A 15,215-nucleotide genomic window follows, 5' to 3' on the forward strand; every position below is an offset into this window, starting at 1 on the left:
CAGCTGCCTCTTCGCCTGCCGTATTACTGAGCCGGCCCCGTCACTGAATACTTGCCGGAGATCATCAGCCAGGTACGGGCATTGATTTTCATGCCTCTGCCGTCATCTTTAGGAATAATGATGAGATGGTTTAAAGGAATCTTCTGTCCCATACCAAGCCCCGCGCCCCCGGTGACATCCGGGAGATCATTTTCAGCCGCGATCGCCGTCGCGGAGCCCCCACGGAGGATGACCTGAGTATTTTCACCAAAGACGACTGTACTGCCTTCTTCAAGCTCAACCACCACAAACGCCGGCGGCGCTCCAGGCGCCGGAGCGGTCGTGCCAGAGCCTGAGCTGCTCTCTAATGCTTCAATTTGGTCGGATAACGCATTAAGATCTTTAACAAAGGCATCTTCAATTTCTGATAGTCTTTCTTCGACGTAGCTCCTTGTAACCACCGGATCAGTAGAAGTGCCGGGATCACCGGAAGTCGCGACAGATACTGCTCCAAAAAGTGCCAGCACCGTGACGGCGCCAATTGCCATGTGCCCGAGGTTTTTAACTGTCTTGCTCAAGAAGGATACCCCCAATGTGAGAGGCCTCCAGCTAACGCCGGACGCCTCCGCCAAGTTCATATAAACCTAAGCTGACCATTAAAGCCACGTCAATTCTTTCCATGACTTCGGGGCTTAGTGCCCCAAGCTTTTGAATCAGTCTTTTTTTATCAATAGTCCGGATCTGCTCAAGAAGTACGACTGAATCCTTGACGAGACCTAGCTCATCCTTTGAAATTTCTACGTGAGTGGGCAGCTTTGCCTTGCTGATTTTGCCCGTGATCGCAGATATAATCACCGTTGGACTGTATTTGTTGCCAACGTCGTTCTGAATAATCAGTACAGGTCTTTGCCCCCCTTGCTCGGACCCTACGACTGGACTTAAATCAGCGAAAAAGACATCACCGCGTTTGACATTAGAAAAAGGCATCTTCGTCCTCGTCTTCTCCGTCTTCTTCAAGCATGTGTTCGTAACGTTCGTACGTGCAGTTGTCACAACGGAAGCCGACTTCGCAGTAGTCCAGATTGAAGCTGGCCATGTTCTCATAACCGCTCTCGAGCTCGAAAACCTTCTCTTCGAGAAGCTTTCTCATGCTCTCAAGGCGCGTTTCGAAACATACGACAAAGTCATTTTCATAATAGCATTTTATGTCCGGATCATTCTTGATATCGTCAATGATGTCTTCCGGATACTCAAGCCTCGTTCGGCAGAAACTTACGCTTTGCGTGCCTATGACCTCTTCGCCCACTTCTGAACACCTCCTGTATGACATGGGGGATGGATTCAACTTATTTTACACCATCCGGATGGATTCGTAAAGTCTTGCAGTGCACGAAGCACTACCGGATCATTGAGACGTAATCTTTGACAGCAGTGATTTCTCCATTTTTCACATAGACCCTTGGTACACGCTTGTCGATCATACAGACGATCTCATAATTGATCGTGCCCAGTTTATCCGCGAGATTTTCCACCGGAAGTTCGTTTCCATCACCGTCTGAACCAAACAGGACTGCGATGTCACCCGGTTTAGCGCTGAGGCCACTGACATCAAACATGCACTGGTCCATACAGATTCGGCCAGTGAGCGGACGCCGCGCCCCTTTGAAAAGGACCTCGCCCTTGCCGCTGAGCATGCGCGTATAACCATCGGCATAGCCCAAAGGCATTGTGGCGATTTCTTCTTTGCCTTGAGTGATGTATTTCAGGCCATAGCTGATCCCGCTGCCGGCTTCCAGCGTCTTGACATGGGACAGGCAGGCCTTCAGGCTCATGACGGGCTTCAGTACCACCCGGTCTTTAAGGACATCCGGCGATGGATAAAGGCCATAAAGCATAATCCCCGCACGCACCATATTGAAGTTCAGCTCCGGCAGATCAATTATGGCTGCACTATTGGAGACATGATGGATTGGAATCGTCAAGCCGCCGGCTTCCAGTCCCCGAACGACAAAATTGTACTTTTCGACCTGACCCATTGTATAAGCCTTATCCACCTCGTCCGCGACGGCGAAGTGGGTGAAAATGCCTTCAATAACAAGACCGGGGAGCTTCGCAATCTCCAGGATTTCCTTAATGGTTGCCTCATTTGCCGGCATTCCAATCCGGTGCATCCCGGTGTCCAGCTTGATATGGACCCGCACTTCCCTGCCGTGCCTGACCGCAGCTTCAGAAAGCGGCAAAGCGTGCTGCAGACTGTAAATGGTCTGAATAATGCCGTTTGTCACAACCGCATCATAAAGGTGGGCTGGTGTAAAACCAAGTACCATAATCTCCGTCTCCGGAAACGCCTGACGAAGCTGAAGCGCTTCGTTCAGTACAGCGACGGCAAGTCTGTCCGCCCCCGCCTCAAGCAGGGTTCGGGAGGATTCCACCGCACCGTGGCCGTAAGCGTCTGCTTTGACCACTGCCATGACCATGGCTTCTTTTTTTGTCAACCGCCTGACTTCTCTTAAATTGTGCGCCAGGTGCTCAAGATTAATTTCTGCCCAGACGGGTCTTGGAATTTGATGTGTATCGACCATGAATTTGCCTCCGTTTCGCTGAATATTTGCCATGTATGACAGTTCTGCAGGCACCGCTGTTTTTTACTGACACTGCTCACTTATTTCGTTATAAGGGGTAGGCCTGTGGTCCACTAAGCCTCAACCAGCTCTCGAATAGCTTTGGTAAGTCCAAGCACCAGATCTCCCGCAAGCAGACCGTGCTCCCCGCGCTCAGCCACCATGATGTCCCCGGCCCGGCCGTGGAGGTAAACGCCAAGAACCGCAGCCCCAACAGGATCCAGTCCTTGAGCGATCATGCTGGTGATCACGCCGGTCAAAACGTCGCCGCTTCCCGCCGTGGCCATGCCGGAGTTGCCATTGGTGTTCACAAAGACCTCGCCCTCTGGCGTAGCGATAACGCTCCTGGCACCTTTAAGGACCGTGACGGTTTTCCATTGTTTAGAAAAACGTACAGCAGTTCCAATGGGGTCCCCGTTGATTTCCTCTGCGCTGAGTCCAGTCAGTCTTGACATCTCTCCAACATGTGGCGTCAGCACCACCGGGCATTTTTTGTTTTCCAGCCAGTGCAGGCTTTTCGACAGCGCGTTGATCCCATCCGCGTCAATGACCATAGGTACTTCGGACTCATTAAGCAGCCGTTTGATAAGCTCTGAAATTTCAGAATTGACCCCGCAGCCAGGCCCAACGGCTATGACATCCGGCCAGCAGCAATCCTCAATAATTTTTTGAAAATTGGTGATGCCAATGACCCCGCGGCGCACTTCTGACAGTGGTACGGTTATCACTTCAGGAATGCTGGTCGTAATCAGCGTATTGAGGCTCTCAGGGATGTAGAGCTTCAACAGGCCCATACCGCTCCGGAGGGCTGCTCTGCAAGCCAAAATAGCCGCACCGGCCATACCTATGGAACCCGCGATAATCTGACCTTTCCCATAATCTCCCTTGTGAGAGTTCCGCTTTCGGTGGGGGACCAGAGGCGCTATGATGTCTTTTGTGATCAGGTTGTATTTGATCCCAACCCGTTCAATTATAATATCCGGTACCCCAATACCCTTGATGATGACCTCGCCGTTGTAATCAGACCCCGGAAACAGTATATTTCCAACCTTTGGGATGACCAGCGCGACGGTCTTGTCCGCTTCAATGGCCGTTCCCAGAACATGGCCCGTATTGCCGTCAATGCCCGAAGGCAGATCCACAGAAAGTACCTGATGGGCCATTTCGTTGATCGCTTCAATCACTCTGAGATATATGCCTCCAACTTCCCTGGACATCCCCGTACCAAATATAGCGTCCACTATTAAATTCCCTGGTCTGAGAAAGCGCTCAAAAGCCAGCATGCTGGAGTCATCATTAATTTCATCAATTTTGAACTCAAGTTTTTTCAGGATTGAGTAATTCAGCATAGCGTCGTGATTCAGCTCAGATATTTCCCCAACTACAAAGACCTTGACGGTCACGCCCAAGTTATAGAGGTGCCGGGCAATGACAAACCCGTCTCCGCCATTGTTGCCCGGACCGCAGACAATGACAACCTTCTGGTATTGGTCCCTCATCTTAAGGATTTCATCCACGACGACCTTTCCGGCGTTCTCCATAAGTACAATGCTCGGAATGCCATATTCGTCAATGGCCTTTCGGTCGATCTGCTGCATCTGATAATTCATAGCCAATCTCATAATGATGGACTACCTCCTTTGGCCTATAGCGAATGCAAGGGCGTGGGATTTTGAATGGGAGAGCGAAATCAGAATCTCACCCATGCCGAGCTGCTCAGCCTGAGCCGCGGCTCGCCCGGACAGCCTGATAAAAGGCTTGCCGGATGACTGTCTCAAAACCTCAATATCCTTCCAGGACATCCCGCTGATGCCAGTTCCCAAAACTTTCAGGACTGCTTCTTTTCCGGCGAAATTGGCGGCAATGGTGGCCGCCTCCATGTCCCGGGCTTCAAAAAAAATCCGCTCTTCCTCAGTGAAGACACGCGCTAAAAAACGTTCATTTCGTGTGATCGCGCGCCGAATGCGGTCAATTTCAATCAAATCAGTGCCTATTCCGACCAGCATCACAATCCCTCCCCAATCCAAAGCCTTCTATAATATACCTTTTGTCTATGTTTCATTCAGGTTTTCTGCAAATTCAGGACTCAAAATTTCCCCCTATAGTATAATCTTTTTTGATTTATTTGTATATCGATTCTTGCTGGATGTTCACAGCCTGATTTTTCCAACCATGGCTTTGACACAAAGAAAAGGAAGCGGATCACAAGGCGCCTTAAAAGCACCACGCTCAACCACTTCCCAAGCTCTTTACCCTATTGCTGACAGCCCATAGTTAATAGCCCGTCCTCAGTTCAATTTGAAGTCCTGGGATCTCAAGCTCCTGCTCCAGCTGAGTCTTCCAAGCTTCCAGAGTCCCCATGGGCGGCGCCTGAAGCCCCGCCTGCGCTGGCACGGCGGGCGCCGGCTTATAAGCCTGAAGAACCCAGCGCTTGGCCCCAAGCAGGCTCTCGCCAATTTTTTTAACTTCTTCATAGTCATGCAGCGGAAATGCCACCGTTGTCCTGAACTCATGCGCCACAGGGGATGCCATCAAAAGTGCTATGCTTTGTTCCACCGCGGACCTGTCTCTGGCACTGCCGCCCGTCACATGCTTATGACGTTCCGGAGAGCTCTTCACGTCCATGGCCACATAATCCAGAAGCCCCCGACTTAGCAGGCGCTCCAACACGTCAGGCCGCGTGCCGTTGGTATCAAGCTTCACTTTATAACCCAATCGCCGGATTTCCTTCACTGCAGCTTCAAGGCCCGGCTGCAGCGTTGGCTCCCCGCCGCTGATCACCACACCGTCGCAAAGCCCGGCGCGCTTTTCAAGGTGTGCCATGACAGACCCCTTGGTCAGCGTCTGTGCTGCAGGCAGAATCAATGGCCTGTTGTGACAGTAAGGACAATTGAAATTGCAGCCCGTCGTAAAGAGGACCGTGGCCACCTCGCCAGGAAAGTCAATCAATGTCGTCTTGATGAGTCCTCCAATCTCGAGGGTTTCCATCAGTTAGCCACCTCGAACTCGACCCGCTCCTCATACTCCTGCTGCTTGCCGTCATTCCAGTTTTGAACAGGTCTGTGATACCCTACAACACGTGACCAAACTTCCGTCACCGCGCCGCATTCCGGGCAGGTTTTCTGCTCGCCCCTGAGATATTTGTGGGTCGGGCAGATGCTAAAGGTTGGCGTTATGGTAAAATACGGAAGTCTGTAGCCGCTTGACACTTTATGGATCAAAGACTTGAGCGCTTCCTTGGAGTCTATCTTCTCCGGTATGAAGGCATGGAAAACAGTGCCGCCTGTATAACGGGTCTGCAAGCTGTCCTGATGATCCAGGGCATCGAAGAGGTCCGGCGTATAACCCACCGGGAGCTGAGTGCTGTTCGTATAATAAGGCACCTCTTTGCCCGCTGTGATAATGTCCGGATACTTCGCGGTATCGAGTCTGGCGAACCTGTAGGCTGTGCCCTCCGCTGGGCTGGCTTCGAGATTGTAGAGATGACCCGTCGCCACCTGGAAGCGCACCAGTACCTCATTCATGAAATCCAAAACCTTTTCCGCAAGCGCCCTGCCGCTTTCTGTCGTGATGTCCTCTCTGCCGCCGGTAAAGTTCTGAATACACTCATTCATACCATTTGGCCCTATGGTCGCAAAGTGATTGAACCAGTAAGCACCATGACCCTCATAGATGTCCTGGAGATAATACCTGGAATAAGGGTACAACCCCCGCTTCATGTTGACCTCAAGGATGTCCCGCTTCAGCTCCAGTGAGGACTTCGCTATTTCCATCAGACGTTCGAGGCGTTCGCAAAGCTCATCAAAATCCCTTGAAAGATAGCCCAGTCTCGCCATGTTGATAGTGACGACACCAATGGAGCCCGTCTTTGGATTCGCGCCAAACAACCCGCCGCCCCGGCGCCGCAGCTCAGTATTGTCCAGCCTCAGCCGGCAGCACATGGAGCGCACGTCCTCCGGATCGAGGTCTGAGTTGACGAAATTGCTGAAATACGGGATCCCAAACTTGCCTGTCATCTCCATAATCTTGTCTGTGACCGGATTGGACCAATCCCAGGAACGGGTGATATTGTAGGTTGGGATTGGGAAAGTAAAGACACGGCCCTTGGCGTCGCCCTCCATCATGACCTCACAAAAGGCCATATTGATCATATCCATCTCAGCCTGGTAATCCCCATAAGATTTGTCAAAATGGTGCTTTCCACCTATGATAACAGGCAGCTCTTTATGGGTCGACGGCACCTCTTTGTCCATGGTGATATTGAAAAATGGCGTCTGGAACCCGACCCGTGTCGCTATGTTCATATTGAAGACAAAGGCCTGCATGGCCTGATAGACATCTTCATAGCTCATGCTGTCATGCCTGACGAAAGGCGCCAGCAAAGTGTCAAAATTGGAGATCGCCTGAGCACCCGCAGCTTCACCCTGCAGGGTGTAAATGAAGTTGACGACCTGCATCAGCGCCGACTCAAAATGATTTGGCGGGCCGGACTCAACTTTGCCTGGCACACCACCGAAGCCCCTGAGCAGCAGGTCCTCGAGGCTCCAGCCGCAGCAGTAAGTGGATACCAGACCCAAATCGTGGATGTGCAGGTCCCCGTTTTCGTGAGCGTTTCGAATGGTCTCGTCATAAACGTGATGGAGCCAAAAAATCTGGGAAGCCTTGGCGATAATGTGGTTATTGAGCCCCTGGAGGCTGTAGCTCATGTTTGAGTTCTCACGGACCATCCAGTCACTCTTGCCTATGTAATCATCAAACATATTGAGGATGTCCTTGACCGACTGACGCTCCTCCCGGATCTTCTTGTGCTCATAGCGGTATTTAATATAGGTCCGGGCCGTATCATGCTCACCAATAGACATCAGTGTATTTTCGACAATATCCTGAATTTCCTCCACCTTGGGAACGCCGCCCTCAAATCCCTTGTGACCAATGCCCTCGACCACATAATCCGTCACGACCTCTGACAGCTTCTTCAAGCTGTTCCTGGACCTCTGGGGATGTGTGGCGATCAGCGCCTTAAAGACAGCCTGTTCAATTTTGGAGCGGTCGAAGAATACGATCTCCCCGTTGCGTTTTTCAATACTCGTCATCATGGTCTTGGCAAGCCTCCCAACACAATATGTAGATAATTTTATAATTGTATACACTATATATAGATTGACTTGGCCGAAAAAATCCCCCACTTCTAAAAGCGGGAGCACGTCGATCGCCGATCTTTGAATTAATCCTACCAAATTGAGACCTTAAAATCAAGCATGCCGCCGAGCCTAAAACGTGGCCTTCAACCTGTGGACAAGTCCCTTGAGACCTTATTATTGGCCGGGTAAATTGTGGAAATCTCGTCTCGGGCTTCCAAAAAAATTTTTAAAAACCCATCAGGTGTGTGGTTGGGGACTGGGCCGCGCCAAAATTCTGACACAGAGATGCCGATGGTCGTTTTACCCAACCATCGGCATCCACCCCATCCTTAAACACCCATAAGACTCCGGATCAGGCTCGCCAGCAACACCGTCGCCACGCCGGTCAGCCCCATGGAAAGACCGCTCGCCGCGCCGGCTTCGCTGCTGATTTCAATGGCCTTCGCCGTTCCGACACCATGAGAAGCGGCCCCGAGAGCAATTCCCCTGGCCGTGTCGTTATGAATCCGGGCCACTCTGAACACCGCGCTGGCCGCAGACGCCCCAAACACCCCCGTAATCACCACCGAAGCCACAGTCACTGCCGGCAGCCCGCCAAACATCATGGTCACTTCATAGGCCATTGGGTTCGTAATAGACTTTGGCATGAGCGAGACTATGATTTCGGTCGTCAGCCCAAAGACCTTGGAGAGTCCAAAGACCGTTCCGGCGGAGATGGCTATGCCTGCCGCGATCCCCGCTGAAATAGGCCCCAAATGGGTCATCAAGGTTTTGCGGCTCTGGTAAAGCGGAACGGCCAGCATCACGACCACAGGCCCCAGAAACCAGGTGATGGACTTGCCAGCTTTGTCATAGACCTCATAAGGGAGCTTAAAGATTAGAATTCCGGCAATCACCAGAATAGTCCCAATCAGAAACGGATTGAGCAGAGAAATGCGAACCCTGCCACTCAGCCACCAGCCAAACCCATATGCCGCCAGCGTCACCAGCCAGACCAGCGCGAGAATTGGAAGCGCCGCAAAAAACACCGTCATGAGCGCACCTTCTCTTTTCCAGCCAGCCACTGAACAATCCAGCCTACACCCAGCATAACCGCAAGATTCGATACAATCAGCAGCAGTGTCATCTCGACCCAGATGGGCGCAATAAGATCCGCTGCCCCCAGCAGTCCCACGCCCAGGGGAATGAAAAAAAAGCTCATATGCTTCAGAAACACGCTGGTCACCGGAGAAAGCCATTCCATTTTGACCACGCCCGTCAACAGGAGTACAAACAACAGCAGCATACCCAGAATGCTCCCCGGAATCAAAATGACAGGCTCGATCAGACGGCTAAGCACACTGCCTGTCTCAAGCATCAGCCAGATCAGTCCAAAAGGCAGTACATACTTCAAACAAAACACCTCCAAATTTCATGCCTTTCAATATAAAACGAAATAAAACGAATAAAGAAACGGCCGCCATCACGTGGAAGCCGTTCCTTATTATAATCATACCTCATTTATGGCTTATTTCGCAAGATATGCCAGGATTCGGTCTGACACCTTCTCAGGCGTGAAACCAAAATGAGCCATAACAACCTCTCCTGGTCCGGATTCTCCAAACCTGTCTATACCAATGCTCATGCCATTCAATCCCACAAATCTCTCCCAGCCCAGGGTTCTGCCCATTTCAATGGACACCCGCTTCTCCACGGCCTTTGGCAGGATCATTTCAATGTAGGCTGGGCTCTGCTCGAGGAACTGCTCGACACACGGTATGCTGACCACTCTTGGATCCTTACCGGCAGCCCTCAGCTTCTCGGCTGCCGCAACGGCAAGCTCAACCTCAGAGCCCGTCGCCATCAGAATAACCTCTGGCTGCGCGCCCATTTCCGGCAAGACAACATAAGCGCCCCGGTCCACCTGCATCTCCCGCACACCCAGGCTCCCCACTTTTTGTCGTGTCAGAATCAAGGCTGATGGCCCTTCCACCCGCTTGAGAATCTCAATCCAGCTCGCGGCAGTCTCAATGCCATCCGCTGGCCTATAAACAAACATATTTGGAATTGACCGGAGCATCAGAAGATGCTCAATGGGCTGGTGCGTTGGGCCATCCTCTCCCACGGCAATGCTGTCATGGGTGAACACATAGACTACCGGCAGCCCCATCAAAGCTGACAGGCGCAGTGCCGGCTTCATGTAGTCCGCAAAGACCAGGAACGTTGACCCAAACACCCTAAGTCCGCCGTGAAGGGCCATACCGTTGAGAATGGATGCCATGGCATGCTCCCGAACACCAAAATTGATGTTGGCCCCGCCGCGCTGCATCCGGCCAAAGTCACCCTTCCCTTTCAGGAGGGTCTTTGTGGAGCTGTTGAGGTCCGCAGAACCGCCCATGAAATTAGGCGCAAGCTCGATCAGCGCGTTCATGGCCTCTCCGCCGTGACTTCGCGTCGCGTCCGCCTTGTCAAACCGCTTGTAAAAAGCCTCAGTGTCAAAGTTGTCCTGCATCAGCTCGTAATCAAACCAGCGCTTCCACGCCTCTGCTTTCTCAGGATATTTCAGGATATACGCTTCAACCTTCTCCTCCCACATGAAGCGGTCGATCTCCCGGCGGTCTATGATCTCGTCCATGTAGGCGCAGACCTCTTCAGACACCTGGAAAAACGCTTCCGGATCCGCCTCCATGTGCACCTTGGTCATGGCCAGCTCGTCCGGCCCTAAAGGCGCGCCATGGGCGGCGGATTTTCCCGCCTTATTCGGACTGCCATAGCCGATGGTCGTCCTGACCGCAATCAGCGACGGCTTCGACGTATCCAGCTTCGCCGCATGCAATGCGTCGTGGATCGCCTTAAGGTCATTCCCGTCTTCAACCCTGGACACCTGCCAGCCATACGCCTCAAAGCGCTTCAAAACATCCTCCGTAAACGAAATTTCCGTGCCGCCGTCTATAGTTATGCCATTGTCATCATAAAGGACGATCAGCTTGCCCAGCTTCAAGTGCCCCGCCAGGGAGGCCGACTCAGCGCTGACGCCTTCCATCAGGTCGCCGTCACCCGCCAGGACATAGGTGTAGTGATCCACTAAATTAAAATCCTGTGTATTGAATTCCTCTGCCAGCCGCATCTCTGCAATAGCCATACCCACCGCATTGCCAAAGCCCTGGCCCAGCGGCCCCGTGGTCGTTTCAACACCAGGCGTTACATCAAATTCAGGATGCCCAGGTGTCAGGCTGCCTACTTGACGAAACTTCTTTAAATCCTCCAATGTAACCTCATAGCCAAAAAGATGCAGCAAACTGTAGAGCAGTGCAGACCCGTGTCCCGCCGAAAGTACAAATCTGTCACGGTCAGCCCAATGAGGATCCGTCGCGCTGCCTTTCAAAAAGTCTTTCCACAGAACAAAAGCCATGGCCGCAGCGCCCATTGGAAGTCCGGGATGGCCTGAATTTGCTTTTTCCACTGCATCCGCCGACAATAGACGAATGGTTTTAATGACTTCATGATCCATTGCGTACATTTTGACACCTCCCAGTGAATCTCTTTTATATATACACCATCTCGGGACTTTGAAACTTTCAGTCACAGGCGTATAATAAAAAGTGTAGCAAACTTTTTGCACGTCATTATCAGGGGGCAGGATCACCATGAAACTCTATGAAGCCATCCATACTATAATGAAAGCGCACCAGGGACAAATCCGCAAACTGGACGGCGATCCCTATGCGGTTCATCCCGTTGAGGTTTCTCTTATGGTTTCAAAATGGGGCGCAGAAGAAGATGTTGTCATTGCTGCCCTCTTACACGACGTCGTCGAAGATACAATTTGGACTATTGACGAAATCAACGCGTCATTTGGACCTGACATTGCCAAAATGGTGGCCTTCTGTTCGGAATACGACAAGTCCCAGGCCTGGAGCGTCAGAAAACAGGCCATGATCGAAAAAGTACGGCAGCCCGGCAATTGGGAGGCAAAGCTTATAATACTGGCGGACAAGCTCTGCAACTTAAAAAGCATAGCCCGCAGCCTTGAAGAAAAGGATGAAGAAGCTGTCTGGGCGAGCTTCAACGCTCCTAAAAGTGACCAGTACTGGTACTACAGGGAAATGACCCTCGCCCTTGGGGAGCTGGAGTCCAATCCACTCTGCAGAGAGGATTACCGTATGCTCAAACGCATGGTTGAAGAGATCTTCGACGCGCCGTTTTAGCACAGGCTAACCGGTCGAGGCATCAGGCACCAGGCATCAGTCACCTTATGCCATATACCATGTACCACGCGCCTCATGCCACGCGCGCCGGTCAGGAATGATTAAGCAAGCCCTCAATTTCAAAAAAACAAAACAGAACTCCGTTTAGTTCGATACCACTAAACGGAGTTCTTTTCTTTTAGTTGTACGGCTCTGCCAGGATGGGCCTCTCCGTCCTCCCGCCTGCCAACTATAACTCGTTGATTGGCCCCAGTGCTACGGCAATCTCCGCTGCCACCCGGGCGTTGTTCAGAACCAGCGCAATATTGGACTCCAAGCTCTGCCCATCCGTCAGCGCCTTGACTTTGGCCAGAAGGAACGGTGTCGACTCTTTCCCCCGGATATGGAGGGCCGCGGCCTCTTCCAGTGCCGTATCAATGGCTTCATTGATGAGGTCCTCATCCATGGCGAATGCTTCCGGGATTGGGTTTGCTATGACGACGCCGCCATCCAGCCCAAGAGACCACTTGGTTCTGAGGATCTCTGCCACCTCTTCCGCTGAGTTCGTCGCCGCGTCAACGCGATATCCGCTGGTCCGTGTATAGAAAGCCGGGAAATCCTCCGTCTTGTAGCCAAGGACAGGCACACCCATGGTCTCCAGGTATTCCAGCGTCAGACCTATATCCAAAATCGATTTAACGCCGGCACACACCACCGCGACGTTGGTCTTTCCAAGCTCCTGCAGGTCCGCCGAGATGTCAAAGCTCTCAGACGCGCCACGGTGAACCCCGCCTATGCCGCCAGTGGCGAACACTCTGATCCCCGCCATTTCAGCCAGAATCATGGTTGTGGCAACCGTTGTCGCCCCATTCATTTTTCTCGCTACCACCGTTGCCAGGTCCCTGCGGGATACCTTGACGGTGTCCTCTGATTTTCCAAATTCCTCAATTTCTTCAGGTGTCAGCCCAATTTTCAATTTTCCCTTCATGATGCCGATGGTCGCTGGAACCGCCCCCGCCTCACGAACCTGCTCCTCAACCTCAAGGGCAGTCTGGACGTTCTGCGGATAGGGCATACCATGTGAAATAATTGTAGACTCGAGGGCAACAACCGGCAGTCCCAGTGCAAGGGCTTCTGCCACCTCAGGATGGATTTCAGGAATTAATTTCAATTTTATTCGCTCCTCTCAACATAGCTTTGGGCGCTTTTGCCCTCTCAGCTTATTATCACTTCATTAAGTTTACTGATGGGCGTTCATTCGATTCATCAGCAAGCTTTCATTCAAATTTTGAGCAATGGCATCTGCGCTCTCCAGCGTCAGCTCAGCCATCCCCAGAGCGCAGCCCATAGCTTCAGCCTCTTCAAACTTCTTCAGCGAAGCGTATACTATGCCCGCCATAAACGCGTCCCCAGCGCCCGTGGCATTGGCAACCGCGACAGGCAGCGCCTTAAAATGCCGTGCATCATCCTTTGTCACACTGAGGGCGCCTTCAGCCCCAAAGCTGACAACCACGCGTTTGACACCCTTTTGGCAGAGCAGCTTCGCGGCTGCCTTCGCGCCTTCAAGATCTCCGGCGTTCATTCCTGTCAGCGCCTCCAGCTCCCGGCGGTTTGGCTTTAATGTATCAATGCCGTTCAACGCATTCTTAAGTCGCTCGGACTTCGCCACTGAGACCGGATCTACAAATATTGGGATATGATGGTATTGTGAGATCAAATACGCCAGCGTCTTTTCAGGCAAATTTGTGTCCACAACGATTGCGGCCGCGCCGCTGAGAAGCGCGTCTTCCCTTCGCAGCGCCTCCACATCCAACTGCTCCATGACCGACATACTGGACAGTGCCAGCTTCATTTCCCCATCCGGCTCGATCATGGCCAAATACAATGAGGTGGACACACCAGGAATTCTAAGCGTCGCACGTGTCTCAATCCCCGCTTCCCGGCAGCGCTCCATAAGCTGCTGACCGTAGAGGTCCTGCCCCACTGCCGTCATCAATTGTACCTTTATGCCCAGCCGCGCCAGATTTTCCGCGATATTGCGCCCCACGCCGCCTGGCGACAAATGTGTCCTTCCCGGGTTGGACTCGCCATCCAAAAAGGCCTGGTCTGAAAAACCCATCAAGTCCATGGTGGCCCCGCCTACGACAACGACGTAGTCCCCAGTGTTCAAGATGTAGCCTTTCCCGGCAATCCAACCCTTTCGAATGAGATTCGAAATATGAACCGCCACTGACGAACGCTGAATGCCCAGCTTATCCGCGATCTCAAGCTGAGAGATCATGGGATTCTCCCGAATCAGCTGATAAATTTCCTGTTCTCTTTGCGTCATAGTTCACCTGCTTTCCAAAGCTAATAGGCCAGTTTTTATAATCATTAGTTTATATAATAATCACTTGTTTATATTCAGTATAGGGATTGTCCCCCAATCTGTCAAGATGTCTGCAAAAAAAAAGAGAAAGATTCCGCTGTTAAACACGGGTTCTTCCTCTTAGTGCTTCAGACTACTCCAGCCTGTTCTCCGGCCGGTTTAAAATCAGGAAGCCTTTGTCATTTTTAATCCGTTTCGTATTATACAAAAAACCGGTGTGGTCGAGCTGCCTGAAATAGCCGCCCGCCTCTGACACGATCAGATCTACCGGAGCAGTATCCCACACCATAGTGTGGCCGAAATTGTAATAGATATCATAGTCCCCCCGGGCGATCAGACAACCCTTATAGGCGCTCCCCATCCTGTGGATCACCAAAATCCGCTCAGAATGTCTCGCGAGAAGCTCAGCGTAGCGAATTGTCTCATGGGATCTGGACCTCAGGGCATAAAGGTCAACCAGTCTGTCCGATACATGAATACGGCTCACTTCGCCATCCTTTTCCATGAAAGCCCCTTCGCCCCGAACCGCATAGTACAGCTCTTCTTTGACAGGCGCGTAAACGACACCCATCACGACATCATGCCCTTTTACCAAGGCAATGTTGATCGTGAATTCGCCGTTTTTCTTTATAAACTCCTTTGTACCGTCAAGGGGGTCAATAATCCAGCAATAGTCCTTTTCCAGCCGAATCAAATTATCCGTCGATTCCTCAGACAGAAAGCCATGATGGGGAAACTCATGGATCAGCCTGTCCAAAATATAGGCATTGCTTGCGTAATCCGCCCTTGTCACTGGTGTATCGTCATTCTTTAGAATGACCTCCACGTCTTCAAAGTAAACCTCGAGAATAATCTTTCCCGCTTCCAGCGCCGCTTGCTTCGCAGCCTTTAGCTCAACTTCATATGCCACCTGCATCACATCCAGCCTAAAGAATAATCC

General features: G+C 51.8%; 15 protein-coding genes. 1 reads left to right on the forward strand and 14 read right to left on the reverse strand.

Annotated features, from left to right (window positions below):
- Positions 1-23: 23 nt before the first annotated feature.
- From BLP63_RS12035 to tkt, 11 genes are all read right to left on the reverse strand, one after another.
- Positions 24-557, reverse strand: a complete 534-nt coding sequence (locus BLP63_RS12035; protein ID WP_139159824.1) for a hypothetical protein — start codon at positions 555-557, stop codon at positions 24-26.
- Between the two features lie 31 nt (positions 558-588).
- Positions 589-966 (reverse strand): type II toxin-antitoxin system PemK/MazF family toxin, encoded by a 378-nt coding sequence (locus tag BLP63_RS12040; RefSeq protein WP_092591909.1) that lies wholly within the window; start codon positions 964-966, stop codon positions 589-591.
- Positions 953-1,285, reverse strand: coding sequence for a hypothetical protein (locus BLP63_RS12045; RefSeq protein WP_092591911.1), 333 nt, complete (start codon positions 1,283-1,285; stop codon positions 953-955). The genes BLP63_RS12040 and BLP63_RS12045 overlap by 14 nt, the downstream gene beginning before the upstream one ends.
- A gap of 91 nt (positions 1,286-1,376) precedes the next feature.
- Positions 1,377-2,561, reverse strand: coding sequence for an alanine racemase (gene alr, locus BLP63_RS12050; protein ID WP_092591912.1), 1,185 nt, complete (start codon positions 2,559-2,561; stop codon positions 1,377-1,379).
- A gap of 113 nt (positions 2,562-2,674) precedes the next feature.
- Positions 2,675-4,222: an NAD(P)H-hydrate dehydratase gene (locus BLP63_RS12055; RefSeq protein WP_092591914.1), complete on the reverse strand. Its 1,548-nt coding sequence runs from the start codon at positions 4,220-4,222 to the stop codon at positions 2,675-2,677.
- Positions 4,223-4,231: 9 nt separating this feature from the next.
- The gene (gene acpS / locus BLP63_RS12060) at positions 4,232-4,606 is read right to left on the reverse strand and encodes a holo-ACP synthase (RefSeq protein WP_092591916.1); all 375 of its coding nucleotides are present in this window, start codon (positions 4,604-4,606) and stop codon (positions 4,232-4,234) included.
- A 268-nt stretch (positions 4,607-4,874) separates the two neighbouring features.
- Positions 4,875-5,588: an anaerobic ribonucleoside-triphosphate reductase activating protein gene (locus BLP63_RS12065; RefSeq protein ID WP_092591918.1), complete on the reverse strand. Its 714-nt coding sequence runs from the start codon at positions 5,586-5,588 to the stop codon at positions 4,875-4,877.
- Positions 5,588-7,696: a ribonucleoside triphosphate reductase gene (locus BLP63_RS12070; protein ID WP_092591920.1), complete on the reverse strand. Its 2,109-nt coding sequence runs from the start codon at positions 7,694-7,696 to the stop codon at positions 5,588-5,590. Before BLP63_RS12070 ends, BLP63_RS12065 begins: the two co-directional genes overlap by 1 nt.
- A 374-nt stretch (positions 7,697-8,070) precedes the next feature.
- Positions 8,071-8,775 (reverse strand): LrgB family protein, encoded by a 705-nt coding sequence (locus BLP63_RS12075; RefSeq protein WP_092591922.1) that lies wholly within the window; start codon positions 8,773-8,775, stop codon positions 8,071-8,073.
- Positions 8,772-9,134: a CidA/LrgA family protein gene (locus tag BLP63_RS12080; RefSeq protein ID WP_092591924.1), complete on the reverse strand. Its 363-nt coding sequence runs from the start codon at positions 9,132-9,134 to the stop codon at positions 8,772-8,774. Before BLP63_RS12080 ends, BLP63_RS12075 begins: the two co-directional genes overlap by 4 nt.
- Before the next feature lie 114 nt (positions 9,135-9,248).
- Positions 9,249-11,240 carry a transketolase gene (tkt, locus tag BLP63_RS12085; RefSeq protein WP_092591926.1) on the reverse strand — a complete coding sequence of 664 codons (1,992 nt, stop codon included), beginning with the start codon at positions 11,238-11,240 and terminating at the stop codon, positions 9,249-9,251.
- A 127-nt stretch (positions 11,241-11,367) separates the two neighbouring features.
- Between tkt and BLP63_RS12090 the strand changes: the two genes are divergently transcribed.
- A complete protein-coding gene (locus BLP63_RS12090) occupies positions 11,368-11,928 on the forward strand; it encodes an HD domain-containing protein (protein WP_092591928.1) in 561 nt (186 codons plus the stop codon).
- A gap of 229 nt (positions 11,929-12,157) precedes the next feature.
- Here BLP63_RS12090 and BLP63_RS12095 read toward each other — a convergent pair whose 3' ends face one another.
- The 3 genes from BLP63_RS12095 to BLP63_RS12105 form a co-directional block, all read right to left on the reverse strand.
- Positions 12,158-13,078: a pseudouridine-5'-phosphate glycosidase gene (locus BLP63_RS12095; protein WP_092591930.1), complete on the reverse strand. Its 921-nt coding sequence runs from the start codon at positions 13,076-13,078 to the stop codon at positions 12,158-12,160.
- A 69-nt stretch (positions 13,079-13,147) separates the two neighbouring features.
- A complete protein-coding gene (locus BLP63_RS12100) occupies positions 13,148-14,236 on the reverse strand; it encodes a PfkB family carbohydrate kinase (RefSeq protein ID WP_092591932.1) in 1,089 nt (362 codons plus the stop codon).
- A 172-nt stretch (positions 14,237-14,408) separates the two neighbouring features.
- On the reverse strand, positions 14,409-15,185 hold the full coding sequence (locus tag BLP63_RS12105; protein WP_242870899.1) for a 3'(2'),5'-bisphosphate nucleotidase CysQ family protein: 777 nt from the start codon (positions 15,183-15,185) through the stop codon (positions 14,409-14,411).
- Between the last annotated feature and the right edge of the window lie 30 nt (positions 15,186-15,215).

It is taken from the genome of Acidaminobacter hydrogenoformans DSM 2784 (assembly GCF_900103005.1).
Classification (GTDB): Bacteria; Bacillota; Clostridia; order Peptostreptococcales; family Acidaminobacteraceae; genus Acidaminobacter; species Acidaminobacter hydrogenoformans.

Coding starts and splice junctions, on each gene's coding strand:
- BLP63_RS12040 (WP_092591909.1), bottom strand. CDS start 966: ATGCCTTTTTCTAATGTCAAACGCGGTGATGTCTTTTTCGCTGATTTA.
- alr (WP_092591912.1), bottom strand. CDS start 2,561: ATGGTCGATACACATCAAATTCCAAGACCCGTCTGGGCAGAAATTAAT.
- BLP63_RS12055 (WP_092591914.1), bottom strand. CDS start 4,222: ATGAGATTGGCTATGAATTATCAGATGCAGCAGATCGACCGAAAGGCC.
- acpS (WP_092591916.1), bottom strand. CDS start 4,606: ATGCTGGTCGGAATAGGCACTGATTTGATTGAAATTGACCGCATTCGG.
- BLP63_RS12065 (WP_092591918.1), bottom strand. CDS start 5,588: ATGGAAACCCTCGAGATTGGAGGACTCATCAAGACGACATTGATTGAC.
- BLP63_RS12070 (WP_092591920.1), bottom strand. CDS start 7,696: ATGATGACGAGTATTGAAAAACGCAACGGGGAGATCGTATTCTTCGAC.
- BLP63_RS12075 (WP_092591922.1), bottom strand. CDS start 8,775: ATGACGGTGTTTTTTGCGGCGCTTCCAATTCTCGCGCTGGTCTGGCTG.
- tkt (WP_092591926.1), bottom strand. CDS start 11,240: ATGTACGCAATGGATCATGAAGTCATTAAAACCATTCGTCTATTGTCG.
- BLP63_RS12090 (WP_092591928.1), top strand. CDS start 11,368: ATGAAACTCTATGAAGCCATCCATACTATAATGAAAGCGCACCAGGGA.
- BLP63_RS12100 (WP_092591932.1), bottom strand. CDS start 14,236: ATGACGCAAAGAGAACAGGAAATTTATCAGCTGATTCGGGAGAATCCC.